At 69.0% G+C, this 26,963-nt stretch carries 28 protein-coding genes and 1 pseudogene; 13 read left to right on the forward strand and 16 right to left on the reverse strand.

Annotation, left to right across the window (positions count from 1 at the left end; all coding sequences use genetic code 11):
• Positions 1-39 precede the first annotated feature (39 nt).
• The 4 genes from ASD77_RS08565 to ASD77_RS08580 all read right to left on the reverse strand — a co-directional run bounded on the left by ASD77_RS08565 (position 40) and on the right by ASD77_RS08580 (position 2,862).
• Positions 40-1,245, reverse strand: a complete 1,206-nt coding sequence (locus ASD77_RS08565) for an efflux RND transporter periplasmic adaptor subunit (RefSeq protein WP_055939965.1) — start codon at positions 1,243-1,245, stop codon at positions 40-42.
• A 122-nt stretch (positions 1,246-1,367) separates the two neighbouring features.
• Positions 1,368-2,174: an SDR family NAD(P)-dependent oxidoreductase gene (locus ASD77_RS08570; protein WP_162247618.1), complete on the reverse strand. Its 807-nt coding sequence runs from the start codon at positions 2,172-2,174 to the stop codon at positions 1,368-1,370.
• Complete coding sequence (locus tag ASD77_RS18315) at positions 2,171-2,443, reverse strand: hypothetical protein (RefSeq protein WP_162247619.1); 273 nt, start codon at positions 2,441-2,443, stop codon at positions 2,171-2,173. Before ASD77_RS18315 ends, ASD77_RS08570 begins: the two co-directional genes overlap by 4 nt.
• A 191-nt stretch (positions 2,444-2,634) precedes the next feature.
• On the reverse strand, positions 2,635-2,862 hold the full coding sequence (locus ASD77_RS08580) for a hypothetical protein (protein WP_055939973.1): 228 nt from the start codon (positions 2,860-2,862) through the stop codon (positions 2,635-2,637).
• A 131-nt stretch (positions 2,863-2,993) separates the two neighbouring features.
• Between ASD77_RS08580 and ASD77_RS08585 the strand changes: the two genes are divergently transcribed.
• Both ASD77_RS08585 and ASD77_RS08590 read left to right on the forward strand, forming a co-directional pair.
• Positions 2,994-4,022 carry a LysR family transcriptional regulator gene (locus ASD77_RS08585; protein ID WP_055939975.1) on the forward strand — a complete coding sequence of 343 codons (1,029 nt, stop codon included), beginning with the start codon at positions 2,994-2,996 and terminating at the stop codon, positions 4,020-4,022.
• A gap of 256 nt (positions 4,023-4,278) precedes the next feature.
• Positions 4,279-4,821 (forward strand): hypothetical protein, encoded by a 543-nt coding sequence (locus ASD77_RS08590; protein WP_156383531.1) that lies wholly within the window; start codon positions 4,279-4,281, stop codon positions 4,819-4,821.
• Between the two features lie 247 nt (positions 4,822-5,068).
• Here the strand turns inward: ASD77_RS08590 and ASD77_RS18475 are convergent, their stop codons facing one another.
• Positions 5,069-5,404, reverse strand: coding sequence for an OmpA family protein (locus ASD77_RS18475; protein ID WP_235578519.1), 336 nt, complete (start codon positions 5,402-5,404; stop codon positions 5,069-5,071).
• A gap of 60 nt (positions 5,405-5,464) precedes the next feature.
• A pseudogene (locus ASD77_RS08595) lies at positions 5,465-7,492 on the reverse strand (sodium-translocating pyrophosphatase); the annotation flags it as partial.
• Positions 7,493-7,752: 260 nt separating this feature from the next.
• Here ASD77_RS08595 and ASD77_RS08600 point away from each other — a divergent pair.
• A complete protein-coding gene (locus tag ASD77_RS08600; RefSeq protein ID WP_055939982.1) occupies positions 7,753-8,274 on the forward strand; it encodes a hypothetical protein in 522 nt (173 codons plus the stop codon).
• On the opposite strand, the gene ASD77_RS08605 is transcribed toward ASD77_RS08600, so the two are convergent.
• From ASD77_RS08605 to ASD77_RS08615, 4 genes are all read right to left on the reverse strand, one after another.
• The gene (locus ASD77_RS08605; RefSeq protein ID WP_055939984.1) at positions 8,271-8,639 is read right to left on the reverse strand and encodes a DUF4440 domain-containing protein; all 369 of its coding nucleotides are present in this window, start codon (positions 8,637-8,639) and stop codon (positions 8,271-8,273) included. The genes ASD77_RS08600 and ASD77_RS08605 overlap by 4 nt on opposite strands.
• 43 nt (positions 8,640-8,682) lie before the next feature.
• Complete coding sequence (locus ASD77_RS18615) at positions 8,683-8,817, reverse strand: hypothetical protein (RefSeq protein WP_268793371.1); 135 nt, start codon at positions 8,815-8,817, stop codon at positions 8,683-8,685.
• Positions 8,818-8,887: 70 nt separating this feature from the next.
• Entirely contained in the window at positions 8,888-9,280 is a 393-nt protein-coding gene (locus ASD77_RS08610) for a DUF488 family protein (RefSeq protein WP_055939985.1), read from the reverse strand.
• Between the two features lie 7 nt (positions 9,281-9,287).
• On the reverse strand, positions 9,288-10,544 hold the full coding sequence (locus ASD77_RS08615) for a 6-phosphofructokinase (protein ID WP_055939987.1): 1,257 nt from the start codon (positions 10,542-10,544) through the stop codon (positions 9,288-9,290).
• A 121-nt stretch (positions 10,545-10,665) separates the two neighbouring features.
• Here ASD77_RS08615 and ASD77_RS08620 point away from each other — a divergent pair, with 121 nt between their 5' ends.
• On the forward strand, positions 10,666-11,244 hold the full coding sequence (locus ASD77_RS08620) for an adenylate kinase (RefSeq protein ID WP_055939989.1): 579 nt from the start codon (positions 10,666-10,668) through the stop codon (positions 11,242-11,244).
• 73 nt (positions 11,245-11,317) lie between these two features.
• On the opposite strand, the gene ASD77_RS08625 is transcribed toward ASD77_RS08620, so the two are convergent.
• Positions 11,318-12,502, reverse strand: a complete 1,185-nt coding sequence (locus tag ASD77_RS08625) for a S1 family peptidase (RefSeq protein ID WP_055939991.1) — start codon at positions 12,500-12,502, stop codon at positions 11,318-11,320.
• Between the two features lie 185 nt (positions 12,503-12,687).
• Between ASD77_RS08625 and ASD77_RS08630 the strand changes: the two genes are divergently transcribed.
• From ASD77_RS08630 to ASD77_RS08640, 3 genes are all read left to right on the forward strand, one after another.
• Positions 12,688-14,397 carry a cellulase family glycosylhydrolase gene (locus tag ASD77_RS08630; protein ID WP_055939993.1) on the forward strand — a complete coding sequence of 570 codons (1,710 nt, stop codon included), beginning with the start codon at positions 12,688-12,690 and terminating at the stop codon, positions 14,395-14,397.
• 76 nt (positions 14,398-14,473) lie between these two features.
• Positions 14,474-15,832, forward strand: coding sequence for a UDP-N-acetylmuramate:L-alanyl-gamma-D-glutamyl-meso-diaminopimelate ligase (gene mpl / locus ASD77_RS08635; protein WP_268793372.1), 1,359 nt, complete (start codon positions 14,474-14,476; stop codon positions 15,830-15,832).
• A 10-nt stretch (positions 15,833-15,842) separates the two neighbouring features.
• A complete protein-coding gene (locus tag ASD77_RS08640; protein WP_055939995.1) occupies positions 15,843-16,418 on the forward strand; it encodes an LON peptidase substrate-binding domain-containing protein in 576 nt (191 codons plus the stop codon).
• 104 nt (positions 16,419-16,522) lie between these two features.
• Here ASD77_RS08640 and ASD77_RS08645 read toward each other — a convergent pair whose 3' ends face one another.
• Positions 16,523-18,532, reverse strand: a complete 2,010-nt coding sequence (locus tag ASD77_RS08645) for a bifunctional DedA family/phosphatase PAP2 family protein (RefSeq protein WP_055939996.1) — start codon at positions 18,530-18,532, stop codon at positions 16,523-16,525.
• A gap of 129 nt (positions 18,533-18,661) precedes the next feature.
• On the opposite strand from ASD77_RS08645, the gene ASD77_RS08650 reads away from it, so the two are divergent.
• The 5 genes from ASD77_RS08650 (at position 18,662) to ASD77_RS08670 (ending at position 21,632) form a co-directional block, all read left to right on the forward strand.
• Positions 18,662-19,258, forward strand: a complete 597-nt coding sequence (locus ASD77_RS08650; protein ID WP_235578520.1) for a phosphotransferase — start codon at positions 18,662-18,664, stop codon at positions 19,256-19,258.
• Between the two features lie 76 nt (positions 19,259-19,334).
• Positions 19,335-20,150, forward strand: a complete 816-nt coding sequence (locus tag ASD77_RS08655; protein WP_055939998.1) for an NAD(P)-dependent oxidoreductase — start codon at positions 19,335-19,337, stop codon at positions 20,148-20,150.
• Between the two features lie 71 nt (positions 20,151-20,221).
• A complete protein-coding gene (locus tag ASD77_RS08660) occupies positions 20,222-20,626 on the forward strand; it encodes a DoxX family protein (RefSeq protein ID WP_156383532.1) in 405 nt (134 codons plus the stop codon).
• Between the two features lie 7 nt (positions 20,627-20,633).
• Positions 20,634-21,071, forward strand: a complete 438-nt coding sequence (locus tag ASD77_RS08665; RefSeq protein ID WP_055940002.1) for a VOC family protein — start codon at positions 20,634-20,636, stop codon at positions 21,069-21,071.
• Between the two features lie 24 nt (positions 21,072-21,095).
• Positions 21,096-21,632 carry a cysteine hydrolase family protein gene (locus ASD77_RS08670; RefSeq protein ID WP_055940003.1) on the forward strand — a complete coding sequence of 179 codons (537 nt, stop codon included), beginning with the start codon at positions 21,096-21,098 and terminating at the stop codon, positions 21,630-21,632.
• 9 nt (positions 21,633-21,641) lie between these two features.
• On the opposite strand, the gene ASD77_RS08675 is transcribed toward ASD77_RS08670, so the two are convergent.
• Entirely contained in the window at positions 21,642-22,526 is an 885-nt protein-coding gene (locus ASD77_RS08675) for an ion transporter (RefSeq protein ID WP_055940005.1), read from the reverse strand.
• 105 nt (positions 22,527-22,631) lie between these two features.
• On the opposite strand from ASD77_RS08675, the gene ASD77_RS08680 reads away from it, so the two are divergent.
• Positions 22,632-23,855: an acetylornithine transaminase gene (locus ASD77_RS08680; RefSeq protein WP_055940006.1), complete on the forward strand. Its 1,224-nt coding sequence runs from the start codon at positions 22,632-22,634 to the stop codon at positions 23,853-23,855.
• A gap of 12 nt (positions 23,856-23,867) precedes the next feature.
• Here the strand turns inward: ASD77_RS08680 and ASD77_RS08685 are convergent, their stop codons facing one another.
• From ASD77_RS08685 to ASD77_RS08695, 3 genes are read right to left on the reverse strand one after another with little or no spacing between them, the layout of a single operon-like run.
• Positions 23,868-25,148: a HAMP domain-containing sensor histidine kinase gene (locus ASD77_RS08685; RefSeq protein WP_055940008.1), complete on the reverse strand. Its 1,281-nt coding sequence runs from the start codon at positions 25,146-25,148 to the stop codon at positions 23,868-23,870.
• Complete coding sequence (locus tag ASD77_RS08690) at positions 25,145-25,834, reverse strand: response regulator transcription factor (RefSeq protein WP_055940010.1); 690 nt, start codon at positions 25,832-25,834, stop codon at positions 25,145-25,147. Before ASD77_RS08690 ends, ASD77_RS08685 begins: the two co-directional genes overlap by 4 nt.
• Positions 25,835-25,837: 3 nt before the next feature.
• The gene (locus ASD77_RS08695) at positions 25,838-26,953 is read right to left on the reverse strand and encodes a DJ-1/PfpI family protein (protein WP_055940011.1); all 1,116 of its coding nucleotides are present in this window, start codon (positions 26,951-26,953) and stop codon (positions 25,838-25,840) included.
• Positions 26,954-26,963 lie beyond the last annotated feature (10 nt).

Consider the following 26,963-nt stretch of genomic DNA (forward strand, 5'->3'; position numbering starts at 1 on the left):
CCCCTGCCGTCATTCCCGCGAAGGCGGGAACGACGCTGTCTACTTCATGGCGACCGCAGCGGCCGGCGCATCGGCTGCGCCCATCGCCACGGCCTTGGCCTGCACCGGCATGCCGGGGAAGAAGACCTTCTGCACGCCACTGACGATGACCTTGTCGCCGGCCGCCAGGCCCTGCTCGACGATGCGCAGGCCATCGGCCATCCGGCCGACCTTCACGTCGCGACGCTGCGCCTTGCCTTCCTTGTCGACCACGTAGACGTACTTGCGGTCCTGGTCGGTCAGCACGGCCTTGTCGTCGACCAGCGCGGCCTTGAACTCGCCGCTGCCGAGCAGACGCACGCGGGCATAGAGGCCCGGGGTGAATGCGCGGTCGGCGTTGTCGAGCAGGGCGCGCGCACGGATGGTGCCGGTGCTGCGGTCCACCTGGTTGTCGAGGAAGTCGACCACGCCGGTGTGCGGGAAGTCGCTCTCGTCGGCCAGCGCCACCTGCACCGGTACCTTGCCGTCGCGTTCGCTCGGGCGCTCGCCCTTGCGGGCCATTTCGGCGTAGCGCAGGAAGGCGCGTTCGTCGGCGTCGAAGTGCACGTGAACCTTGTCCAGCGACACCACGGTGGTCAGCACGCTGGCGGCATCGCCGGCGCTGACCAGGTTGCCGGCGGTGACCAGCGCGCGGCCGGCGCGGCCGTCGATCGGCGCGCGCACCTGGGTCCATTCCAAGTTGAGGCGGGCGGTTTCCAGGGCGGCCTGTGCGGCGGCGACGTTGGCCTGCGCCTGGTCGGCGTTGGCGCGGCGCTGTTCGTACTCTTCGGTGGACAGGGCCTGCATCTCCGCCAGGCGCTTGGCGCGCGCGGCCTCGCTGCGGCCCAGGTCGGCCTGGGTGCGGGCGCGTGCCAGTTCGGCCTGCGCGCGCGCCAGCTCGGCGCGGTAGCTGCGCGCGTCGATGGTGAACAGCACGTCGCCCTTCTTCACTTCCTGGCCTTCGGTGTAGACGACGCGGTCGATGTAGCCGGACACGCGCGGGCGCAGGTCGACGTGTTCGATGGCTTCGACGCGGCCGCTGAACTCGTCCCACTGGCTGATCGACTTGACCGGCACGGCGGCGACGGAGACCTCCGGCGGCGGCGGCGCGCCGTGTTCGGCGGCCTGGCCGCTGCAACCCGCCAGCACGGCGATGGCGAGGACGCTGAACGCGCCGAGCGCCAGCAGGCGCCGCGAACGCGGAGAAGACGTGGGATGAATGTTCATGGGTGGTGGTCTCTTGGGGGAGAGGAGGAGCGGGCGGGAAGGGTGCGACCTGAAGTCAGGTTGAGGTCAAGCGGAAGGTCGATAGCGGAGCAGGGACGGCGGCATGCGTGAGGGCGTGACAGTCAGGCGGAGGTGCGGCCATTGCGCTTGGCGCCGGCGACGGCCCACAGCGCTTCCTCGAAGTCGCGCGCCAGGGTGTTCTCCGGCGGCTTGGCATCGTGCGCGGACCAGGTGACGATCGACTGCGCCGCCCGGCCGTTGCGCGACAACAGGGCCACCGCGCTGCGTCCGACGGCCAGCGCGTTGGGCCACTCCGCGCAGGCGTTGATCGCGTTCTCCGGCGTGCATACCGGCTTGTCGACCGACAGCAGCTGCACGCGCACGCCCAGCGTCTGTGCTTCCTCGTGCAGCACCTGCGTCAGCATGCGCATGGCGGCGCCGGTGACCGAAGCGTGCCCGTAGCCCGACCAGCCGCGCTCCGCATACGGGCCGCCGATCAGTACATAGTTCGCGGCGGTCTGGCTTTCGGACAGCAGCGGCAGCAGGTGGCGTGCGGCGGCGAGGTGCGGGATGAGGTCCGCTTCCAGCTTTTCCAGCAGGAACGACGCCGGCCGGTCCAGCAGGCGGCCGGCCTGCAGCGGCGTGCCGATGCTGGCGAACACGGCACGCAGGGGGCGTCCGCGCTCGCGCACGTCCTCGGCCAGGCGCGCGGCGTCGCGGTCGTCGTGGATGCACGGCGAGTACAGCAGTTCCAGTCCGGGCTCGTCTTCGAAGTGTTCGGCCAGTGCGCTCATGCGCGGACCGTCGCGACCGACGGCCAGCACCGGGCAGCCGGCTTCCAGCAGTGCACCGACCACGCCGAAGCCGACGTTGCCGCTCGCGCCCAGCACCAGTGCACCGGGGGTCAGCGTGTCCTTCTTCGTGCTCACGGCGTGCCCCGTCTCGGCAGCGAGCCGATGCGCGTGCTGACACCGGCCGACTTCACCCGCAGGCGCAGCGCGCCGCCGTCGGCCAGGTGGCGCGGCAGGGTGAATTCGCGGAAGCCGGCACGCGGAACGGCGAACGGCAGGCGCATGGCGGACCGACCCGTCGCGGGGGAGGAAAGCGACGGATCGGCCGGCCCGCGGAGGCGTTCGGTCAGCGAGCGGGCGGCGGCACGCAGCCAGCGAAGGACGGCATGGGGAAGGGAAGCAGGCATGGGCAGCAGTCTGGCGACCGGCGCGGTGCGCGCGATATCCGGATCCTGCTGGGCGCTTGCCTGATCCTGCGCGCCGTCGGACGTCGGGGCCACGAATGCGCGGCACGTGCCCAGGCGCAGGGCGGGCGCTGCGTGGCGGTCCGGGCCCCCGCCCATGCCGTTTGTCGGAATGCGTCGGGCAAGTGTCCCGCTCATGGGATGAATCCTCCCGTTGTCGGGATAATCCCGGATGTCGACATCAGCTTGCCGATCCGGCGGCCACCGCCCATCACGCCGCCACGCTGCGAGCGCGGCGCAGCGACATGCCCGGAAATGTCCTGTAACAAAAGGCTTTTCTCGCGCCGGAAAGCCCGAGGGTAGGGGGATTCCGAGGTATCTTCGCGATGCTCCAGCGACTGGAAGAGGCGGGCGAACAGCATGGGGGCGGTACCCGGTGGAGGACGATGGGTGTCACGTTACGCCTCCAATGAGGACTTGATTAGTCCTGATTTAGGGGAATAATCATCCCGTCAGCGGGCCAATGTCCCCTTTGCCTACCGGAGTCCCCACGATGAGCCACGATCTCAACGACACCCTGATCTTCGTCAAGGTGGTGGAGCAGGGCAGCTTCATTGCCGCCGCCAACGTGCTGCGCCTGCCCAAGACCACCGTCAGCCGCAAGGTGCAGGAACTGGAGACGCGCCTGGGTGCGCAGTTGCTGCACCGGACCACGCGCAAACTCGGCCTGACCGAGGCCGGCAACGTCTACTACGAACACTGCCAGCGCATCGCGCGCGAGTTGAACGAAGCGGCGAGCGCGGTCAGCCAGCTGCATGCCGGCCCGCGTGGCTGGCTGCGCTTCACCGCGCCGTATTCCATCGGGATCGACAAGATCTCGCCGCTGCTCGGCGAGTTCCATGCCCAATACCCCGAGATCCGCGTGGAGATGCTGCTCGCCAACGACACGCTCGACCTGATCTCCGGCGAGATCGACGTGGCGTTGCGCATCGGCAGCCTGCCGGATTCCAACCTGGTGGCCCGCCGGCTCACCACGCTGCGCACGCAGGTCTACGCCAGCCCGAAATATCTGGCGCGCTACGGCGAGCCCCTGCATCCGGACGACCTGCAGCACCATCGCGTGCTGGCCATGCCGAAGAACCGTCGCGGCAACGCCTGGGCCATGGCATTGAGCGATGCCAGTGGCGAACACGACTATCCGATCAATCCCATCCTGGTCGCCAACGATCCCGCCGCGCTGAAGGGCGCGCTGCTGTGCGGCGAAGGCCTGATGCTGGGCGCCGACGTCATGGTCAAGCCCTACCTGGAGCAGGGACACCTGCAACGCGTGCTCGCCGGCTGGACCGGACCGGAGTACGAGTTCAACGCGGTGTTCCCGCGCGGCCACGTGCAGTCCCCGAAGGTGCGCGCGTTCGTCGATTTCCTGGTCGAGCGGATGACCTTCGACGTCGACTACATGATGGAGCACTGCCCGGTGTACCTGAAGCAGCAGGCCGAGGCGCGCGCGGCCGCCGAGGCGACGCCGGAAGTCGAGGCGGCCGCTGCGGTCGGTCGGAAGGTGTTGGCGGATGTGTTGAGTTGAGTCGATACGAAGGAAATGGCGGCTCCTCAAAAGGCCGTCATCCCGGCGAACGCCGGAACCCAGCGTCTTTCGCGCATACCCACTGATCCGCACACGTCACTGGGTCCCGGCCTGCGCCGGGATGACGATCGTCCCTAACGATTCCCGAACGCAATCGTGCGCCGGGCTGGCTAGGATGGGCCCGCATCGCCGGAGTTGGGTTGTCGCCAGGGAATGGCTGCCGCGCCGCCTCTCCACCTGACCAGGAATCCGCACGATGAAGACACCGATCGCCGCTGTCGCGGTGCTATGGCTTGTGGCCTGCACCCCTGCCGCTCCCGATCCTGCCGCGCCCTCGGCCGGCGCCGCGCCTGTGGAGGCAACGCAGGACGCAGCCGCTGCGCCGGCACCGGCGTCGTCCGTGGCCGAGGCCGTCGATGATCCGCGCGCGGTCAACCAGGCCATCGACGAGGTGCTCGGCGACCATGCCCGCTACGAGGCGGTGATCCGCCAGCTCCAGAAAGCCGTGGTGACGAACGATGCCGCCGCCGTGGCCGCGCTGGTGGACTACCCGTTCGCCACCGTCCGCGACGGACAGCCGCTGAAGGTCGCCGACGCCGATACCTTCGTGCGCGAGTACGACCGCATCATGACGCCGGCCATCGCCGAGGCGATCAAGCGGCAGAAGTACTCGCAGCTGATGGTCAACTACAAGGGCGTGATGTTCGGCAACGGCGAAGCCTGGGTGAACGGCATCTGCAAGGACGAGGCCTGCAAGGACGTCGACGTGCGCGTGGTGGCGCTGCAGCCGACGTCGTGATTCGCAGCGGGGCTGGCTGTGGTGGGAGCGACGTAAGTCGCGAGCTCGACCACCCGATCAGAACGGATCAATGCAGATGGACGCCGATCAAGCGTCTTGCCCTGATCCGTTCTTTTCGCATTGATCCGTGTCGATCGCCGGTCTGAAGCATCTTATGGCGTGCGGTCGCGACTTACGTCGCTCCCACATGGGATAGAAGAAGGGCGGCCACTGGCCGCCCTTCTTCGTTGCGCATCGAGACGAAGGCCTACTCCACCCGCACATCCACGCGCCGCGCCTCGTCGGCGTCGCCGCTGCCGGTGGTCTGCGCCGGCTTGTCCAGCGTGATGCGCTCGATCGCCACGCCGTTGACCACCAGCCATTGCTGGATGGCTTCGGCGCGCTGCTTCGCCAGCGCTTCGTTGGCGGCGGCATCGCCGCTGGCGTCGTGGAAGCCGGAGACGCGGACCTGGGTGGCGGGATCGGTGCCCAGCGTGCCCAGCACGCCGGACAGGCGCACGCTGGTATCAGCCGGCACCACGGCCGAGCCGCTGTCGAACAGGATGCGCGCGCTGCGTCCTGCCACCAGCTCACCGGTCGTCATCGGCGCGGCATGGGCGGCGACGGCGGGTGCTGCGACCCCGCCCAGCCAGCCGTTGACTGGCAGCACCGGCACCAGCAGCAGGGCGACGATGTTGATGATCTTGATCAGCGGGTTGATCGCCGGGCCGGCGGTGTCCTTGTAGGGGTCGCCGACGGTGTCGCCGGTCACCGCGGCCTTGTGCGCCTCGCTGCCCTTGCCGCCATGGTGGCCGTCCTCGATGTACTTCTTGGCGTTGTCCCACGCGCCGCCGCCGGTGGTCATCGAGATGGCGACGAACAGGCCCGTGACGATGGTGCCGATCAGCAGACCCCCCAGCGCCTGCGGCCCGAGCAGCAGGCCGACGACGATCGGCACGACCACCGGCAGCAGCGAGGGCACGATCATTTCCTTGATCGCCGACTTGGTCAGCATGTCGACCGCCCGGCTGTAATCCGGCTTGGCAGTGCCGGCCATGATGCCGGGAATCTCGCGGAACTGGCGGCGCACTTCCTCCACCACGCTGCCCGCCGCGCGGCCCACGGCTTCCATCGCCATCGCGCCGAACAGGTAGGGGATCAGGCCGCCGATCAGCAGGCCGACGATCACCAGGTGGTTGGACAGGTCGAAGGTGAAGATCGTGCCCGGATGCGCGGTCTGCAGGTTGTGCGTGTAGTCGGCGAACAGTACCAGCGCGGCGAGTGCGGCCGACCCGATCGCATAGCCCTTGGTCACCGCCTTGGTGGTGTTGCCGACGGCATCCAGCGGATCGGTGATGGCGCGGATCTCGGGCGGCAGTTCCGCCATCTCCGCGATGCCACCCGCGTTGTCGGTGATCGGGCCGTAGGCATCCAGCGCCACGATCATGCCGGCCATCGACAGCATGGCCGTGGCGGCGATGGCGATGCCGTACAGGCCGCCCAGCGCGTACGCGCCGAGGATCGCGATGCACACCGCGACCACCGGCCACGCCGTGGATCGCATCGACACGCCCAGGCCCGCGATGATGTTGGTGCCGTGGCCGGTCGTGGAGGCGGCGGCGACGTGCTTGACCGGCGCGTACTGGGTGCCGGTGTAGTACTCGGTGATCCACACGATCACGCCGGTCAGCACCAGCCCGACCAGTGCGCAGAAGTACAGGTTCAATGCGCCGTACGACGAGTCCGCCATCAGTTGCGTGGTGATCGGATAGAACGCGATCGCCGCCAGCACCGCCGAGACGATCACGCCCTTGTACAGCGCGCCCATGATCGAGCCGCCGGCCTTCACCTTGACGAACATCGCGCCGACGATCGAGGCGATGATCGACACGCCGCCGAGCACCAGCGGATACAGCACCGCATGTTCGCCGGCCTGCGCGACCATCAGACTGCCCAGCAGCATGGTGGCGATGATGGTGACTGCGTACGTCTCGAACAGGTCGGCCGCCATGCCGGCGCAGTCGCCGACGTTGTCGCCCACGTTGTCGGCGATCACCGCCGGGTTGCGCGGATCGTCCTCGGGAATGCCCGCTTCCACCTTGCCCACCAGGTCGGCGCCGACGTCGGCGCCCTTGGTGAAGATGCCGCCGCCCAGCCGCGCGAAGATCGAGATCAGCGACGAGCCGAACGCCAGGCCGACCAGCGCGTGCAGCGCGTCGGCTTCGGTGTAGCCGAGGTGCAGGTGGAGCACCGCGAAGTAGCCGGCCACGCCCAGCAGGCCCAGGCCGACCACCAGCATGCCGGTGATGGCGCCGCCCTTGAAGGCCACGTCCATCGCCGCGCTCATGCCCTTGCTGGCGGCCTCGGCCGTGCGCACGTTGGCGCGTACCGAGACGTTCATGCCGATGTAGCCGGCGGCGCCGGACAGCACCGCGCCGATCAGGAAGCCGATGGCGCTGGCCCATGAGACGAAGAAGCCGATCAGCACCAGCAGCACCAGGCCGGCGATGCCGATGGTGGTGTACTGGCGGTTGAGGTAGGCGCTGGCGCCTTCCTGCACGGCCGCCGCGATTTCCTGCATGCGGGCGTTGCCCGCGGGCTGTTTCAGGATCCAGCGTGCCGCGACGATGCCGTAGATGATCGCCACGCCGGCGCAGATCAGCGCCAGCGTCAAACCGTGTTGTTCCAGCATGACCCCTCCCAAGGTTGATGGATGTCGTCCAGCAGAACGCTTGAACACGCAACCCAATCCCGGTGGAGCCTGTTGAACGATTGAGCGCACTCGACCGCTGCGATGGACTGCAGCACGAAACCCTTGTTCAGACATCCCTGGAGCTGGCCCGAGTATGACCGGATGCGCTGCATGCCGCCAGCGGTGACGGACCGGTTCAGGCATTCCATGCCAGCCTTGCCGCCCCGATGCTGTTTTCGTATCCGTTTCAAGGAGTTGCCATGCGTCCGACCGTCGCACGTCCATTGCTTGCCGCCTGTCTGGCCATCGCGGCGCCGGCATGGGCCGCCGATCCGAAGCCCGAGATCGCGCGTCCCGCCGCGGCACCACAGGCGGTCGGCGCCGTGCACACGCTGCGGCAGATCCCCGAGGCCTGCGCACGCCTGGAAGGCGCCTTCACGGGTGATGCGGCGCAGCCCTATCGCTACGCACCGGTGCGCACCAGCCCGCAGTGCCAGCCGCGCGCGCGCTTCGTCGACTTCGACAAGGCGAAGCCTTCCGTCGCGGCAGGATGGAAGCTCAACGACGTTATCCGCGTGCCGAACGCGGCGTGTCCTTCTCAGCAGGCCGTCGTGCGCGTGTGGCGCAAACCCGGCAGCGCGACGCCGCCGCCGCTGGATGGCCAGGGCCAGTCGCGCATCTACCTGCAGGACGCGAAGCAGCAGGCGGGAGCCGCTGCGCAGGCGCCGTCGCTGACCCTGTTCGCGGCCAGGCTGGATGTGGAAGGCGAGGCTTGTCGTTAGAGAGCGGCAGGCGTGCCCTGATGATAGGACAGCTGCCAGCCTGCATCCGTGCGTCGCCATACCGATGCACGCAACGCGACGTGGAAGGGCGCGCCATCGCCGCCGAGTTCCTGCGAACGGAAGTGCAGCAAGGCCAGGTCGGGGCCCATCACGTCGATGCGATGGTCGCAGGCGACCACGTTCGGCACCTGCGTGCGTGTTGCCAGGAAGTCGATCACCCCCTGGCGGGTATAGCGCACGCCCGAGCGGCCGACTTCATGGAAATCCGGATGCAGCAAGCGCTCCAGGCGTTCGCGCGTGCAGGGTGAGCCGGGATGGTGGAGTTCGGTTTCGAGCGCGGTGAGCTCGGCAAGCAGGCTGTCCATGCGGCAAGCCTAGCGCTGTCCGCCGCCCTCCGCCCGTATGGCCTCACGCAGGGGTGGACGTCGTTGCGCCGTGGGCATTGTCCTTCTGCGCCAGGTACTGGCCGAAGCGGTAGCCAGCGCCCGCAATGGCAAGGCCGATCGCAGCGGCCAACATGCCGATGAGTACTTTGCGGAACATGGGAGGTTCCCCTTGGCGTGATGATGGATCCACGCTAGCACCGCCGTCGCCACCGCGACGGTGCCTGAAGTCACCCCGCCGCGATTGCCGCGCCACGTTCCGCCAGGACCTCGCGCAGCACCGAACGGTGGCAATGCGCTTCTTCCTCGCAATAGCAGCCCACCGAGAAATCGCTGCCATGCGACAGCGCCGCCAGCAGGTCCAGGGTGCGGCCATTGTCCGGCGTGGCCATCTCGGCGCGGTACTTCTTCGCGAACGCAGCCCACGCCTTGGGCGTGGCGGCTTCCTGCGCCTCCTTCACCAGCGCCGCACTGGGCGCCAGATTGGGATACCACACGTCGTACCAGTCCTGCGACGCGATCTCGGCCTTCGGAACGCCGCGAGGTGGCCGGCGGACCGTGCCGATGCGCAGGCCTTCGTGCCCAACGCGCGGACTGCCGAGGCGGACGATGCGGAGGGTCAAGCGCGCATCATCCTTCCCACGCGGGCAGCTTCTTCTTCACCGCCACGTTTTTCAGCGCCACGTACTTCGGCAGACCGTCGGTACCGTAGGGCGGATAGGCCTCGCCGCGGATCAGCGGCTGCAGGTACGTCCGCGCCTTGTCGGTGATGCCATAGCCGTCCTTGCGGATGAAGCCCGGCGGGAACTTCTTCTCGTGGTTGGCGACCTTCGACAGCGGCGCCGCCTCGATCTTCCAGCGGAACGGTGCATCGGACGTGCGCACGATCACCGGCATCACCGCGTTCTGGCCCTTCAGTGCGTACTGCACCGCCGCCTTGCCGACTGCCTGCGCTTGTTCCCAGTCGGTCTTCGACGCGATATGGCGCGCCGAGCGCTGCAGGTAGTCGGGCAGGGTCCAGTGCACCTTCAGGCCCAACTGGTCCTTCACCCGGCCAGCCAGATACGACGCCACGCCGCCGAGCTGCGTGTGGCCGAACGAATCCTTGCCGCCGCCGGCATCGGCGACGAAACGGCCGTCGGCGTACTGGATGCCTTCGCTGGCCACCACCACGCACCAGCCCACGCGGTCCACCGTCTTCTTCACCTGGGCGAGGAAGTCGGTTTCGTCGTACGGGCGCTCGGGGAACAGGATCAGGTGCGGCGCGTCGTCGCGCGTCTGTCCGGCCAGGCCGGCGGCCGCGGCCAGCCAGCCGGCGTGCCGGCCCATGGCTTCGTAGACGAAGACCTTGGTGGACGTCTCCGCCATCGCGGCCACGTCCAGCGCGGCCTCGCGCACGGAGACGGCCGTGTACTTGGCCGCCGAGCCGAAGCCGGGGCAGGTGTCGGTGACCGCGAGATCGTTGTCCACCGTCTTCGGCACGCCGATGCAGGTCAGCGGGTAGTCGAAGGCCTGCGCCAGCTGCGACACCTTCCACGCGGTGTCGGCCGAATCGTTGCCGCCGTTGTAGAGGAAGTAGCGCACGTCGTGCGCCTTCAGCACCGCCAGCAGGCGCTCGTACTTGGCCCGGTCGGCGTCCAGCGACTTGAGTTTGACGCGGCAGCTGCCGAAGGCGCCGCCCGGCGTGTGGGCGAGCGCGCGGATGGCGGCGGCCGACTCCTTGCTGGTGTCGATCAGCTCCTCGCGCAGCGCGCCGAGGATGCCGTTGCGCGCCGCCAAGACCTTGATTTTGCGGGCACGCGCTTCGGTGATGACCGCCGAGGCGGAGGCGTTGATGACGGCGGTGACACCGCCGGACTGCGCATAAAGTAGGGTGCCAGACGCCATGTGGGGTTCGTTCCGGAGTGCGGGGATGCGGTAAGCTTCACACAGATGACGCGGTGCAGCGCGGCGCCCGGCGCCCGGCGCGGTCCACCGCCCGCAGGATTCCAGTTTCGGGAGTTACAGCATGCGATTGGTTCTACTGGGCCCACCCGGGTCGGGCAAGGGCACTCAGGCGGCGCGCCTGAAGGACTACCTGCAGGTACCGCATATTTCCACCGGCGACCTGTTGCGCGCCGAAGTGGCGGCCGGCAGCCCGCTGGGCCTGCAGGCCAAGGAAGTGATGGCGCGCGGCGAACTGGTCAGCGACGACATCCTGCTGGGCATGCTGGAAGACCGTCTGTCCCGTGACGACACCCGTTCCGGCTTCATCCTCGACGGCTATCCGCGCAACCTGGTGCAGGCCGCCGCGCTGGGCCAGCTGCTGGCCAAGCTGGGCCAGAAGTTCGATTTCGCCGTGCAACTGGACGTGCCCACCGACCTGCTGGTCGAGCGTATCGCCGGTCGCGCCCAGGCCGAAGGCCGTGCCGACGACAATCCGGAATCGGTGCGCAAGCGCCTGCAGGTCTACACCGACCAGACCGCGCCGGTGATCGATTTCTACCGCCAGCAGGGCGAACTGACCGTCGTCGACGGCGTCGGCTCGCTGGGCGAGGTGTTCACCCGCATCACCGAATCGATCGCGCCGGAGAAGGCGGTCGGCTGAGGCCGGCGGCGGTATCCGCACAGGAAAACGCCCCGGCTTGCCGGGGCGTTTTCGTTGGCGCATGCGTTGGCGGTCAGGGCGTGGTCGAGAGCGTCAGCCCGTACGCCTGCAGCAGCGGATTGAGCGGCTGGAAGTAGCTGGTCGCCAGCTTCGCCTGCTTGCCCTTGCAACTGTAGTTGCCGCCGGACAGCACGCCCTGGCCCTGGCCGGCGCTGGTGATGAAGGAGCCGCCGGAGTCGCCACCTTCGGCGCAGACCTTCACCTGGGTCGTGCCGTTCACCGTGCCGTCGGCGCCGTAGCTGACCGAGACGTTCTTAGCCTCGATCACCCCGCACTTCCAGCCCGTGGTGCGGCCGGAGCGGCAGACCGCCGCTCCCACCGGCGCTTCGAGGCTGCCGCGCACGGCAACATCGCCCGCCCCATAGCCGCTGACCGAGGGCAGCAGCGTATGTGCCGCATCCACCTGCACCCAGGCCATGTCGTTGTTGGGGAAGCTGGACGCCTGGAAGGTGCCGATGCGGCTCAGCGAGCGCCTCACCAGGACGGCGGCGCCATCGCCGGCGTCGCCGCAGTGGCCGGCCGTCGCGAAGCCCTTGGCGCCGTTGCGCGTCACCGAGAAGCCGACCGAGCAGTAGTAGGAGCCGCTGGTCGTGGTGGACAGATATTCGCTGCCGCCCTGCAACGTGGCCAGCGGACGCGGCGCATCGGCCATGGTCTGGAAGCGCAGGGTCGACGCATCGGCGCCGCTGCGGGCCACGAAGTCCACCGCCGCCTCGTCCGCCCCCGGTGCCACGTTGACCGTCACGCTGTTGGTCTTCACGTCCACGTACCAGCCGTAGACGCCGGTCGGTGCGCGACCGCCCTGCGCCAGGACGTCGTCGAGCCGCGCCTTGGCGTTGCCCAACGCGTCGAGGCTGTGGCGCACCTGCCGCGTCTCGGCGCCGGCGACGGCGCGACCGCTGGCGGAGGTGGTGGCGACGACCCAGCGGAAATCGCCCGAGGGCGAGCGCTCGATCCAGCTGCCGGCGAACCCGCGGCCCTGGGCCTGCGCCGCGATCCTTTCCTGCTGCGCGGTGAGGCGCTCGACTTTCAGATACTGGCCGAGTTGCTGTTCGGACAGGCCGAGGTCGCGCTTCATCGCCGATGCGAGTGCGGAATCGGGCTCGGAGGCCATCGCCGGGCCGATGGCCAAGGCGAGCGCGGCGGCGAGAGCGAACGGGGCCGAGGCGGGACGTGCGAAGGAAACGATCTGACGCATGCAGGTGCTCCTGGGATGGACGGGTGGCGCGGTTCGCACCTGGGGCTGCCTGGGGACGGCGTGGGGGACACCTCCTTCGGTTCTCGTAACCGCCGCGGAAACCTACCACTTTCCGCACGCGCGGATTGTGAGTTGATGGCGCCCTCTGTAACGTCCGGTACGCGCCTATGTCCGGAGCTGTTTCGATGAAGAGAATCGTCCTCGTGCTGGTGGCGGCACTGCTTGCTTCCCCGGCATGCATGGCCAAGGATTTCCTGCGCACGCAGGGCACGCAGATCGTCGATGGCAGCGGCAAGCCGGTGATCCTGCGCGGCATGGGCCTGGGTGGCTGGATGCTGCAGGAGGGCTACATGCTGGACATCGACGGCGTGGGCACGCAGCGCAGCATCCATGCGCGCATCGCCGACCTGATCGGACCGGAGAAGGCCGACGCCTTCTACCAGGCATGGCGCGACAACCACACCACCAAGGCCGACATCGATGCGATGGCGCGCTGGGGCTTCAACTCGGTGCGCCTGCCGATGCACTACGCGCTGTACACGCTGCCGGTGGAACAGGAGCGGGTGCCCGGTCGGCAGACGTGGGTGGAGGAAGGCTTCCGCCGTACCGACGAACTGCTGGCCTGGGCCAGGGCCAACGATCTCTACCTGATCCTCGACCTGCACGCCGCGCCCGGCGGGCAGGGCAACGACCACAACATCGCCGACCGTGACCCGACCCAGCCGTCGCTGTGGGACGACCCGCGCCACCAGGACAAGATGGTGGCGCTGTGGAAGGAGCTGGCGCAGCGCTACAAGGACGAGCCCTACATCGCGGCCTACGACATCATCAACGAGCCGAACTGGGGCTTCGCCGACAAGGCCGACACCAATGGCTGCAAGGAAGATGGCAACGCGCCGCTGAAGGACCTGCTGGTCCGCACCACGCGCGCGATCCGCGAGGTGGACAAACGCCACATCATCGTCATCGAGGGCAACTGCTGGGGCAACAACTACCGTGGCGTGCTGGACGACGGCCCGTGGGACGACAACCTGATGATCAGCTTCCACAAGTACTGGAACGTCACCACCCGCGACAGCATCGCCGACGTGCTCGCGCTGCGCGACAAGCACCGCATGCCGCTGTGGCTGGGCGAGACGGGCGAAAACTCCAACGACTGGTTCGCCCGCACCGTGGCGCTGGTGGAAGGCGAAGGCATCGGCTGGGCATGGTGGCCGTTGAAGAAGATCCGCTACAACAACCCGCTGCAGGTGGTGCCGAACGACGGCTATCGGCGGGTGCTGGCCTACTGGAAGGGCGAGGGTCCGAAGCCGTCGGCGAAGGACGCCGAGGCCGCGCTGATGCGCTTCGCCCGCGAGGACGTGCGCCACGAGAACAACGTGCCGCATCCGGACGTGATCGATGCGCTGTTCCGCGCACCGCATTCGGACCAGTCGGTGCCGTTCAAGGTGCACGCGATCGGCGAGACGGGCGGTGCCATCGCCGCCATCGATTTCGACATGGGCCGCAATGGCGTGGCCTACCACGACCTGACGCCGGCCAACCACCACATCTCCGACGGCGGCGAGCGGGTGGTGTGGAACCCGGCGATGACCTACCGCAATGACGGTGTCGATCTGGGCAGGGATGCACAAGGCGGCCTGCACGTGGCCGGTCTGCAGCGCGGTGAATGGCTGAAGTACACCTTCGACGCCGGTGCCGGTGGTACTTACCGGCTTGCGCTGGACGGTCGCGGCGCGGGGCGCGTTTCGCTGGTGCTCAACGGGGTGGCGGTGCAGGCGGTCGATCGTGCGCGGGGCTTCCGCGGGCTGGTCCTGGCGCCGGGCCGCAACACGCTGGTCGTCAAGGGCGAAGGCGCCCCGGTCGATCTGGCGACGCTGCGCTTCTCGCGCTGAACCGGCGACAGGCGCAGCGCGTGCCGAACCGGGCGCGCTCGGCTAAAGTTCGCGGACTCCTTCCGGAAGCGCAGTCTTGAAGATCCACATCCTCGGCATCGCCGGCACCTTCATGGGCGGCGTGGCCGCCCTGGCCCGCGAACTCGGCCACGCCGTCGAAGGCAGCGACCAGGCCATCTACCCGCCCATGTCGACCCAACTGGAGACGCTGGGCATTGCGCTGGCGCAGGGTTACCAGCCGCAGAACATCGCGCCGGACTGCGACGAGATCGTCATCGGCAACGCGTTGTCGCGCGGCAACCCGGCCGTCGAGGCGGTGCTGGACCAGGGGCGGCGCTACATCTCCGGCGCGCAGTGGCTGTCCGAACGCGTGCTGCCCGGCCGCGACACGCTGGCCGTCGCGGGCACGCACGGCAAGACCACCACCACCAGCATCCTGACCTACCTGCTGGACGCAGCGGGCCGTTCGCCGGGCTTCCTGATCGGCGGCGTGGCCGAGGACTTCGGTGCGTCCGCGCGCATCGGCGGCGGCCGCGAGTTCGTCGTCGAAGCGGACGAGTACGACACCGCGTTCTTCGACAAGCGCAGCAAGTTCGTCCACTACCGCCCGCTGGTCGCCATCCTCAACAACCTGGAATACGACCACGCCGACATCTTCCCCGACGTGGCCGCGATCCAGCGCCAGTTCCACCACCTGGTGCGTACGGTGCCGCGCCGTGGTCGCCTGATCGTCAACGGCGAGGATGCGCGTCTGACGGACGTGCTGGCGATGGGCTGCTGGACACCGGTCGAGCGGTTCGGCTTCGACGCCTCGCTGGAGTGGAGCGCACGCCTGATCCGCGAGGACGGCAGCGCGTTCGCGGTGCGCCACAACGGCGTCGAGATCGGCGAGGTGCACTGGCCGATGCTCGGCCGCCACAACGTGCTCAACGGTCTGGCCGCGCTGGCCGCCTGCCATGCGGTCGGCGTCGACATCACCACCGTGCTGCCGGCACTGGCGGCGTTCCGCAGCGTGAAGCGGCGGCTGGAAGTGATCGGCCAGCACGATGGCGTCACCGTCTACGACGACTTCGCCCACCACCCCACCGCCATCCATACCACGCTCGAGGGCCTGCGTGCGCGGGTCGGCAAGGCGCGCATCCTGGTGGCCATGGAGCCGCGCAGCAATTCGATGCGCTCCGGCGCACACGCCGAAGCGCTGGCGCCGTCGCTCGACATCGCGGACGGGGTCGTCTTCCTGCACCGTCCGGAACTCGCCTGGGATGCCGGCAGGATCGTCGCCGCCATCCGTGGCGATGCACGCACCGTGCCCGATGTCGATGCGCTCATCGCCGCGTTGAAGACGCAGGTACGCCCGGGCGACCACGTGGTGTTCATGTCGAACGGCGGTTTCGATGGCGCGCCGCGGCGCTTCCTGGCGGCGCTCCAGGGCTAAGGCGGCCGAGATGGCGCACGAATCGCTTCCGCTGTTTCCGCTGCACAAGGTGTTGCTGCCCGGTGCCGCGATGGACCTGCGCATCTTCGAGCGGCGCTATCTGGACTTGGTGCGGGATTGCGGACGTGCCAGCACGGGTTTCGGCGTCTGCCTGATCCTCGACGGCGACGAGGCGGGTGGGCCGGCAACGCCGGCGGCGTATGGCGTCGAGGCGCGGATCGAGAACTTCGACATGGGCGAGGACGGGCTGCTGTCGCTGCGCGTGCGCGGCCACCGGCGTTTCCACGTGATGCGCACGCGCGTGCGCGACAACGGGTTGGTCGTGGCGGACGTGGAATGGCTGCGCGCGGATGAGGATTTCGAGATCCTGCCCGAACACGCGCTGCTGGGCACGCTGCTGCAGACGATGATGGAAAAGGTGGGCACGGATCTGAGCAAACTGCCGCCGCGCGTGTTCGAGCATGCCGGCTGGGTCGGCTGGCGGCTGGCGCAGGTGCTGCCGATCACCCCGCAGCAGCGCGTGTCGCTGCTGCAGGAGGACGATGTGAACGCGCGGCTGCAGCGGCTGCTGGAGTGGATCGACTGACGTTGTCGCCGTAGCGCCGGGCTCGCTCGGCTCCGTCGCCCGCGTTCGCGGATCGCGGACAGGGCAAGCGGCGCAGGCGCCGCTCCACGTCGGCCGCGGCAAGCTCAGGGAGGCGAGACCGCCTGGTCATCGGTTCGCAGCCGCAGCACCGGCAATCCGGAATCCGGATGCGGCGCGATGGCGTGGTCGAGGTCCGAGGTCGCCTGCGTCACCGCATCCAGCGCCGTGCGCGCTTCGCGCAGTGGCCGCCACAGGCGCACCAGGTTGAACGCGCGCTGCTGCTGCAGCACCTGCGCGCTGCCGATCCACAACGGCATGTCGCCGGGCTGCAGGCGCGTGTCGGCCGGCCACAGGCGCAGCACCAGCACCTCGCCGGGCTGCACGCCCTTGCGCAGCATCAGCAGGCTTTCGGCGCGCGTGTCCAGGGTGGCGGGCAGCACGGGTTGTTCGTCGTCGGGCAGGTCGCTGTCCAGCAGGTTCAGCGCCTCTTCCCAGCCGGCCTGCGGCTGCTCGCGCCAGCCGTCGGCAGCCAAGCTGGCTTTCAGCGGGGCCAGCGGACCGGCGACCTGCACGTCCAGCGGCCAGCGCTGTTCGTCGTCGAATTCGTTGCGGCGTCCCGGCAGCGACTGCCAACCGTCGTCCCACCACGCCTGCAGGGTGACGCTGCGTTCGGTCACCGGCGTCTGGAACTGCGCCAGCATGTGCTCCACGTTGCGGGGGGCATGCCACAGTCCCGCCAGCACGAAACTGCCATAGAACAGCCACGCGATCGGCTTGATCCAGAACGAGCGCACCATGCGGCGGCGATAGGCGATGCCCAGCACCAGCAGCCAGACCAGGCCGAACAACATGCCGCCGACCACGTCGCTGAGCCAGTGCGCGCCCAGGTAGAGGCGGGCGAAGCCGATCAGCGCCACCACGATGCCCGACACCAGGTAGGGCCAGACGCGCGTGCGCCCCGGCAGTTCCCGAGCGATCAGCACGGCGAAGAAGCCGAAGGTGATGGTCGACATCGTCACCGCAATGGACGGGAAACCGAACCCGCTGCTGACACTGGGCGGCTTGGGGATGTCCACCGAGGCGCCCAGCCACGCCGTCAGCGCCAGCCCGAAGGCGATCGCCGCCAGCCAGTGGGCGGCCGCCATCCAGCGCTTGCGCCAGCACAGGTAGCCCAGCACCAGCAGCGAGGCCGGCGCCAGCACCTGCTCGTCGCCCAGCGAAGCGAGCGCGGCCAGCGGATGGTCCGCCAGCGGGTTGCGCAGCGCGCGCATCAGGTCGTAGACCCACAGGTCGACCGCCAGCGGTTCGCCGTGGCCGATCACGATGACCAGGAACGCGAACCACACCCAGACGATGGCCAGCAGCAGGATGGCCAGCAGGGCCAGCGGCACGGATTCGCGCCGTGTCGGCTCGAACACCGCGGCCGTGTAGCGACCCAGCACCGGATGCGCGTGCGACCACGCCAGCGCGCGCGCCAGTAGCGCGTCGGCGTGCGCGGCGAACCAGCGGTAGGTGTACAGCACCATCGCCCAGGCCAGCGCGATCACCAGCACCAGCAGCCCCAGCACCAGCGCCAGACGGCCGGCGACGGCGGCCACGGCATCGTAGGCATGGCCCAGCACCCAGCCGGGCAGCAGGAACGCCACTGCCCACGCGATGCACGCGGCGGCACTGGCCACGGCGTAACGCCGCAGCGGCATGCGCGAGATGCCCGCGACGGCCGGCACGAACGGGCGGATCGGTCCCACGAAGCGCGCGATGAAGATGCTCTTCCACGCGTTGCGACGGAACAGCAGCTCGCCGCGGTCCAGCAGTTGCGGATACTTGCGGAACGGCCACACGGTGCGCAGCTGCTGGCCCCAGCGATGGCCGATCCAGTAACTGGTCGCGTCGCCGACCAGCGCGCCGAGCATGGCGCAGGCGACCGCATAGGGTCCGGAGATCTCGCCCAGCCCGATCAGCACGCCGACCGCGAACAGCAGCGGCAGCGCCGGGACGATGGCGCCGATGATGATCACCGCGTCGCAGAACGCGATGGCGAAGATCACCAGTCCCGCGGCCACGGGATGCGCGCTGATCCAGGCCAGCAGGTTGTCGAACCAGGAGGCTTCCATCGCCGGATTATAGGCGGCGGTACATGACCCGCGTCTGCGACCTATGGACGGTAGAATGCCGCGGTGGACCTGCGCTCGCCTTCCGAAATCGCCGCACTCAAGGCCGACAGCTTCGGCCGCATCTCGTTGATGCAGGGGCCACAGGGTCCGTTCGTAAGGCGTGACCTCGCGCACGTTCCGTTATGGCTGCGGTTGCCGGCGTGGTGGCTGGCGCGGCGCGAGGCACTGGCGCTGCGCCAGGTCGCCGGCATGGCCGACGTGCCGCAGCTGCTCGACTGGACCGGCCACCGGCTGGACCGCAGCTACATGGAAGGCGCGGCGATGTACCAGCGCCCGCCGCGCGGCGACCTGGCCTACTTCCGCACCGCGCGCCGGTTGCTGCAGCAGTTGCATCGCCGCGGCATCGCCCACAACGACCTGGCCAAGGAAGCCAACTGGCTGGTGCTGGAAGACGGGCGTCCGGCGATCATCGACTTCCAGCTCGCCACCCGCGGCGATCCGCGCTCGCGCTGGATGCGCCTGCTCGCACGCCAGGACCTGCGTCATCTGCTCAAGCACAAGCGCATGTACTGCGCCGCCTCGCTGACGCCGGTGGAGAAACGCGTGCTCAAGCGCACCTCGTGGTTGCGCGAACTGTGGTTCCGCACCGGCAAGCCGGTCTACCGCTTCATCACCCGACGCCTGCTGAAGTGGGAAGACAACGAAGGGCAGGGGCCCAAACCCTAGCAACGAGGGGAGAGGGAAGAGGAGCGAGTAGAATCCGGCACACGGACTTCACCCGTTTCCTGGATGCGTTCCCCACATGACGACCCTCGCCGGCAAGACCCTCTTCATCACCGGCGCCTCGCGCGGTATCGGCCTGGCCATCGCCCTGCGCGCGGCGCGCGATGGCGCCAACGTGGCCATCGCGGCCAAGTCGTCCGTGCCGAATCCGAAACTGCCCGGCACCATCCACACCGCCGCGCAGGCGGTGAACGAGGCCGGCGGCCGCGGGCTGGCGCTGAAGTGCGACATCCGCGAGGAGGACGAAGTGAAGGCGGCGATGGCCGCCACCGCCGACGCCTTCGGCGGCATCGACATCCTGGTCAACAACGCCAGCGCCATCTGGCTGGCCGGCGCGCTGGACACGCCGATGAAGCGCTTCGACCTGATGCAGCAGGTCAACGCGCGCGGCAGCTTCCTGTGCGCGCAGGCCGTGCTTCCTTACCTCAAGCAGGCGGCCAACCCGCACATCCTGACGCTGGCGCCGCCGCCCACGCTCGACCCAAAGTGGTGGGCGCCGCATACCGGCTACACGCTGGCGAAGATGGGCATGAGCTTCGTCACGCTGGGACTGGCCGGCGAGTTCGGTCCGCAGGGCATCGCAGTCAATGCGCTGTGGCCGCGCACCATCATCGCCACCGATGCGTTGAACATGATTCCAGGCGTCGAGATCCCGCGCTGCCGCACGCCGCAGATCGTCGCCGACGCCGCGCATGCGGTGCTGGTGCGCGAGGCCCGCGGTTTCCACGGGCAGTTCCTGATCGACGAGGACGTGCTGCGCGAGGCGGGCGTCAACGATTTTGCGCCGTATGCCGTCGATCCGTCGCAATCGCTGCTGCCGGACCTGTTCCTGTAGTCGCGGGCAGGGGCGACCCCGCGTGCCGCGCAACCTGCCTTCGATGTCGGTCATGAAGAGGAGCCACCACGATGTCGCCATCTGAAACCGCAGGACGCCAGGCGCTGGCTTTCATCCGCATGACCCTGGCCACGTTGCTGTTCGTGCATGGCATCGCACGCGTGCTGGCCGATGGCGTGGCGCCCTTCGGCGTATTCCTGGAGTCGCGAGGATTTCCGTTCGGACTGGGGATCGCATGGTTCGTGACGGTGTTCGAGCTGGTGGCAGCACCGGTGCTCGCCGCGGGACGCTGGGTCACGCCGATCGCGCTGGTGTTCAGCGCCATCTACGCCTGCGGCATCTGGCTGGTGCACGCCTCTGCGGGCTGGTTCGTCGTGGGCCTGGGCCGCAATGGCGCCGAATACAGCGTGCTGATCATCGCCTGCCTGCTGGCCCATGCGTGGGCGCACCGGAAACCGTCTTCCCTGTCCATCTGAGGTTGCCATGAAATACCTGCACGCGATGATCCGCGTCCATGATCTCGACGCCACCAGCCGTTTCCTCACCGAGGGCCTGGGCCTGACCCAAACCCGTCGCATGGACAGCCCGCAAGGCCGCTTCACGCTGGTGTACTTCGGTGCGCCGGCCAATCCGGAGGCGGAGATCGAGCTGACGTACAACTGGCCGCCGGAAGACGGCAGCCCGCCCGAAACCCATGGCAGTGCGCGCAACTTCGGCCACCTCGCGTTCGAGGTCGACGACATCTATGCGCTGTGCGCGCACCTGCAGTCGCAGGGCGTCACCATAAACCGCCCGCCGCGCGACGGGCGCATGGCGTTCGTGCGCACGCCGGACCTGATCTCCATCGAACTGCTGCAGAAGGGCGCGGCGCTGCCGCCGCAGGAGCCTTGGCTTTCGATGGCGAATACGGGAAGCTGGTAGGCAGCCGAACGAGGAGCCCGCAAGATGAATCTCGCCCTGGTCGTGATCGACGTGCAGCGTGGCCTGTTCGAGCCGCAACCGCCGCCGGCCGATGCCGATGCGGTGATCGCGCGCATCAACGCGCTGGCGGACAAGGCGCGCGAGGCGGCCGCCCCGGTGGTCTTCGTCCAGCACGAGCGGGCCGGCGACCTGGAAGCCGAATCGGCGGGCTGGGCGCTGCACCCGGGCCTGCGGGTCGTCGAGGGCGACCACCGCATCCGCAAGACCACGCCGGATGCCTTCCTGCGCACCGGTCTGGACGAAGTGCTGTCGTTCTGCGGCGTGGAAGGCGTGGTGCTGTGCGGTTACGCCACCGAGTTCTGCGTGGACACCACCACGCGCAGCGCCGCCGCGCACGGCTACCACGTGGTGCTGGCGTCGGATGCGCACACCACCCATGACAAGGCGCACGCCGACGCCGCGCAGATCCGTGCCCACCACAACGCCACGCTGCCTGCCATCCGCAGCTTCGGCGTGGGCATCCGCGCGCTGCCGGCGGCCGAGATCGCCTTCGCCGGCTGAGCGCCGGCGTCAGCCCATCGGGGCGTGCAGCCGCGAACCGCAGTTGCGGCAGTGCAGGGCGTCGGGATCGTGGCCTTCCAGCCCGCATTCCGGGCAACCGCGACGGTCCAGGTGGCCGCGCTCGTGCGAGGCCTCGCGCAGGCTGCTGGCCAGTTCCGCCGTGTAGATGCCGGTGGGGACGGCGATGATGCTGTAACCGATCAGGATCAGCACCGACGTGATCGCGCGGCCGGCGGTGGTCTGCGGCGCGATATCGCCAAAGCCGACGGTCGCCATCGTCACGATGGCCCAGTACATGCTGGTGGGAATGCTGGTGAAGCCGTGCTCGGGGCCCTCGACCACGTACATCAGGGCACCGAAGATGACCACCAGCGTCAGCACCGCGCAGACGAAGACGAAGATCTTGCGCCGGCTGCGCCACAGCGCGCCCACTAGCTGCCCGCTCTCTTCCACGTACTGGGTCAGCTTGAGGATGCGGAACAGCCGCAGGATGCGCAGGATACGCACCACCAGCAGGCTCTGCGCCCCCGGCACCAGCACCGACAGGTACGTGGGCAGGATGGAGAGCAGGTCGATGATGCCCCAGATACTGACCGCGTAACGCAGCGGCCGCCGCACGGTCGCCAGGCGCAGCGCGTATTCGGCGGTGAACAGCAGCGTGAACGCCCATTCCAGCGCGTAAAGCACGCCGGCGTGACGCGCGTGGAAGGACTGCACGCTGTCCAGCATGATGACGATGACGCTGGCGAGGATGGCCAGCACCAGCACCAGGTCGAAATTGCGCGACGGCGGCGTGTCGTGCCGGTAGATGATGTCGAACCAGCGCCGTCGCCAGCCGTCCTCGGTGGCGGGATTGAGCTGGGGGTCCGAGAACAGGCGCGGCTGGAACTTCATGGGGCGCCATGATGCACCAACGCGCCGCCACCTGCCTTGCGACCCGCCTGCGGTGCCTGCCCGCATGCGTCACAATACGTTCCCCCTCCTGCTGCCCGCCTGCTCATGAGCGCCACGACTTCCGATCTGCTGTCGAACGGACAGCGCTACTACCTGCCGGTCTATCGTCCGCGCGAGGTGATCCTGGAGCGCGGCCAGGGCGCACGGGTGTGGGACAGCGAGGGCCGCGAATACCTGGACCTGTCCGCCGGCATCGCCGTCTGCGGCCTGGGCCACAACGATCCTGAACTGGTCGCCGCGCTGACCGAACAGGCCGGCAAGCTGTGGCACACCAGCAACGTCTTCTACAGCGAGCCGCCGCTGCGATTGGCCGAAGAACTGGTCACCGCGTCGCGCTTCGCCGAGCGCGTGTTCCTGTGCAATTCCGGTGCGGAAGCGAATGAGGCGGCGATCAAGCTGGTGCGCAAGTGGGCGTCCTCGCAAGGACGCGCGCCGGACCAGCGTGTCATCGTGACCTTCCGCGGCAGTTTCCACGGTCGCACCCTGGCCGCCGTCACCGCGACCGCGCAGCCCAAGTACCAGGAAGGCTACGAACCGCTGCCGGGCGGTTTCCGCTACGTCGACTTCAACGACCTGACCCAGCTCGAGATCGCCATGTCCTGCGGCGACGTGGCCGCGGTGATGCTGGAACCGGTGCAGGGCGAGGGCGGCGTGATGCCGGCCGCGTCCGGCTTCCTGCGCGGCGTGCGCGAGCTGTGCGACCACCACGGCGCGCTGCTGGTACTGGACGAGATCCAGGCCGGCATGGGCCGCACCGGCACGTTGTTCGCGCACTGGCAGGATGGCGTGGTGCCGGACATCGTGACGCTGGCCAAGGCGCTGGGCGGTGGTTTTCCCATCGGTGCGATGCTGGCCGGTCCCAAGGTGGCCGGGGTGATGCAGTTCGGCGCGCACGGCACCACTTTCGGCGGCAATCCGTTGGCGGCGGCGGTGGCGCGCGTGGCGCTGCGCAAGCTGGCGTCCCCGCAGATCGCCAACAATGTGGCGCGGCAGTCGGCGGCGCTGCGCAAGGGACTGGAGGCGATCAATGCCGAACTCGGCCTGTTCTCCCAGGTGCGCGGCCGTGGCCTGATGCTGGGCGCGGTATTGAACGCGAAGTACGCAGGGCGCGCCGGCGAGGTGCTGGACCTGGCCGCCGCGCAGGGCCTGCTGATGCTGCAGGCCGGCCCCGACGTGCTGCGCTTCGTGCCGTCGCTCAACATCACCGATGCGGAAGTCGCCGACGGGCTGGCCCGCCTGCATGCGGCCTTGCGTGCCTTCGCCGCCTGAGCGGTGATGCGGTCAGGTCGCGGGGAGGGTAAGCCGCGCGACCGTCTGGCCGGACACGCCGTCGATCTGCAGCGCGATGCCGTGCCGTTCGCACAGGCGCCGCACGATCGACAGCCCCAGACCGAAGCCGTTGCTGTCGGCGCCCTTGGCGAAGGGTGCGAAGTCCTCCTCGCGCACGCCGTGGCCGGGATTGGCGATGCGCAGCGTGCGGCCTTCCATGTCGATGACGATGCGCCCCCCACGGGTATGCGCGAAGGCGTTGCCGACCAGGTTCGACAGTAGGATGTTGAGCACGGTCGCCGGCAGCGTGGCGACGACGTCGGCCGGGACCTCGACCTGCACCTCGACGGGCTTGTGCTCCAGCAGCGGCGACTGCTCGACGATGACGCGTTCCAGTAACGGCAGCACCGGGACCGACAACGCCGCTTCGGTGGAGGTCTGCTCCCGCGCCAGCGAGAGCAGCAGTGCCACGGTCTGCTCCAGGTGGAGCGACGACTGCGCGATGTGATCCACGTGGCGGCGCGCGGCGTCGGAGAGTCCGGTCTCCATGCCCAAGCGCTCCGTCGCCGTACGGATCACCGTCAGCGGTGTGCGCAGTTCGTGGCTGGCATCGCGGGTGAATTCCCGCTCGCGCTCGACGAAGTCGCGCACGCGCGCGATCAGGTCGTCGAGCCGGCGCGCAACCACGCCCACCTCGTCGTCCGGGAAACCGGCGGCGAAGCCGGGTGGCAGCCGGTCCGGCGTGGCGTCGCCCACGGCATCGGCCAGCCGCGACAGCGGTGCGGTGGTGCGGCGCGCCAGCCAGCCGCCCAGCAGCAAAGCGAGCACCACCATCGCGACCCCGGACCACGCCAGCACTTGCAGGATCTGCGCGCGCATCGGCCGGACGACGAGCAGCGTGCTGACTTCGGCGACCAGCCACGCGGGCGGTTCGCCCGCAGCGGGCGCGCGCAGCGGGCGCAGATGGTAATGACGGCCGTCGGCGCCAGCGACTTCGCGCCGACGCGGCTCCGCGCGCAGCACGTCGCCGATGCGGTCCGGCAAGGCCGACGTCGTCGCCACCACCGACATGAAGCCGTCGCGCGGCGTGGTCCAGTGACCATGTTCGCGGTGGTAGGCCTGCTGTGCGGCGACTTCGCGGTCCAGCATGGTCTCGAACAGCTGGTCTTCCACCGCGTACACGAACAGCAGCAGGTACAGCGCGAACACGGTGGCGACCAGCACCGTGAAGCCGGCGAACGCGAGCATCAGGCGGTTGCGCAGGCGACGGCGCGGCAGGCGGGATGTCGTCATGCGTCGGTTTCCAGCCGGAAGCCGACGCCGTGCACGGTCTTCAGCATCGACGTGGCGAACGGTTTGTCCAGCACCTGCCGCAGCAGGTAGAGATGGGTGCGCAACGGATCGGACTCCGGCGGCGCGTCGTCCCACAACCGCTGGACCAGGTCGCTGCGCGTCAGCGTGCGCGGCCAGGCTTCGGCCAGCGCCAGCAGGATCTGGTAACTGGTGGCGTGCAGGTCCAGCTCGCGTCCGTCGCGGGTGGCGCGGCCGTGGCGTCGATCGATATGCAGCGTACCGATCTGCAGCACGTGCGTCTGGCCCGCGCGGTGCCGCTGCGACAGGGCGATACAGCGCGCCAGCAGTTCCGCACCGGCGAACGGCTTGACCAGGTAGTCGTCGGCACCGGCGCGGAACCCGTGCAGCTTGTCGTCCAGCGCATCGCGCGCGGTCAGCATCAGCACCGGCACGTGGCGGTCGGCTTCGGCGCGCAGGCGTTCGCACAGGCGCAGGCCATCCAGGCCCGGCAGGCCGAGGTCCAGCACCAGCACATCGGGCGGCGAGGCCAATGCCATCTGCAGCCCGCTCAAGCCGTCGCCGGCGAAGTCGGCCTCGATGCCTTCCGCCGACAGCAGCCCGTGCAGCTGCGCGCGCAGCAGCGGGTTGTCCTCGATCACCAGGAGGCGCAGCGGGGAAGGCGTCACGGTTCAGCCGTCGATGCGTTGCAGGAGGGCCTTAGCTTCCGCCATGTCGGGCGTGGCGGCCAGCACGCGCTGCACCAGGGCCTTGGCCTGCTCCCGCTCGCCCAGCCGCAGGTGGGCCTCGGCAGCGCCCAGTTTCAGCTGCGGCTGCGTCATGTACGGCATCGCCAGTTGCATCAGCTGCAGCGCATGCCGCACGTCGTCGTCGCTGGACGCAGCCTGCGCCTGGTAATACCCCAGCAGGCCGAGCAGGTCGACGTGGTAGCGCGCCGTGTCCTTGGCCAGGGCGTCGGCGACGTCCTGCGCACGCCCCTCGCGCGCCTGGGCCGCGAGCGCCATCGTCAACTCGTCGCGCCACGGCGTACGGGCGACCGGCGTGCGGCCGGTGGCGCGCACGATGGCCTCGGCGACGGCCGGGGTGGAGTAGGGGTTCTGGCCAGTGACCAGGCGTCCGTCGACGACCACCTTCGACATCATCAGCGGCGCTTCGTGCCAGCGTGCGCCGCGCTCGCGCAGCCTGTCTTCCAGCAGCCACGGGAATTCCTTCGCCCATCGCTTGCCGAACAGGGCTTCCTCTTCGTTGGTGAACCCGGTGACGTTCCTGCCGTGCACCAACGAGGCGCCATTGCGCAGGCGCACGTCGGCCAATGCGGCCGGACCATGGCAGACCGCTCCGATCACCGCACCGCCGTCGTACGCATCGGCCAGCAGCGATTGCAGCGCCGGGTCGCGCGGCAGGTCGAACATCGCACCCTTGCCGCCGACCACGTAGACGGCGGTGTAGTCCGTCGCCTTCACGTCGCCGGTCTTGCGCGTGTCGGCCAGCACGCGCATGGCATCGGCGTCGGCGAGCAGGGCCGCATTGAACGGTTCCTGCGGGTTGTACTTGTCGGCTTCCACCGCACCGCCCTGCGGACTGGCGACGTCGACCGCGAAGCCGTTCGCCTTGAAGATCAGCCAGGCCTGCGAGAGTTCGTCGAATTCATAGCCGGGACGGGTCTTGCCCTGCTCGCGGCCTTCGCCACTGACGACGATCAGGAGGCGGCCGGCCTCGGCGGCGTGGAGGGGTGCGATGGCGGCGAGCAGCAGGCCGGCCAGCAGGATGCGTGCGGGGAAGGACATGACGGCAGGT

It is taken from the genome of Pseudoxanthomonas sp. Root65 (genome assembly GCF_001427635.1).
GTDB lineage: Bacteria > Pseudomonadota > Gammaproteobacteria > Xanthomonadales > Xanthomonadaceae > Pseudoxanthomonas_A.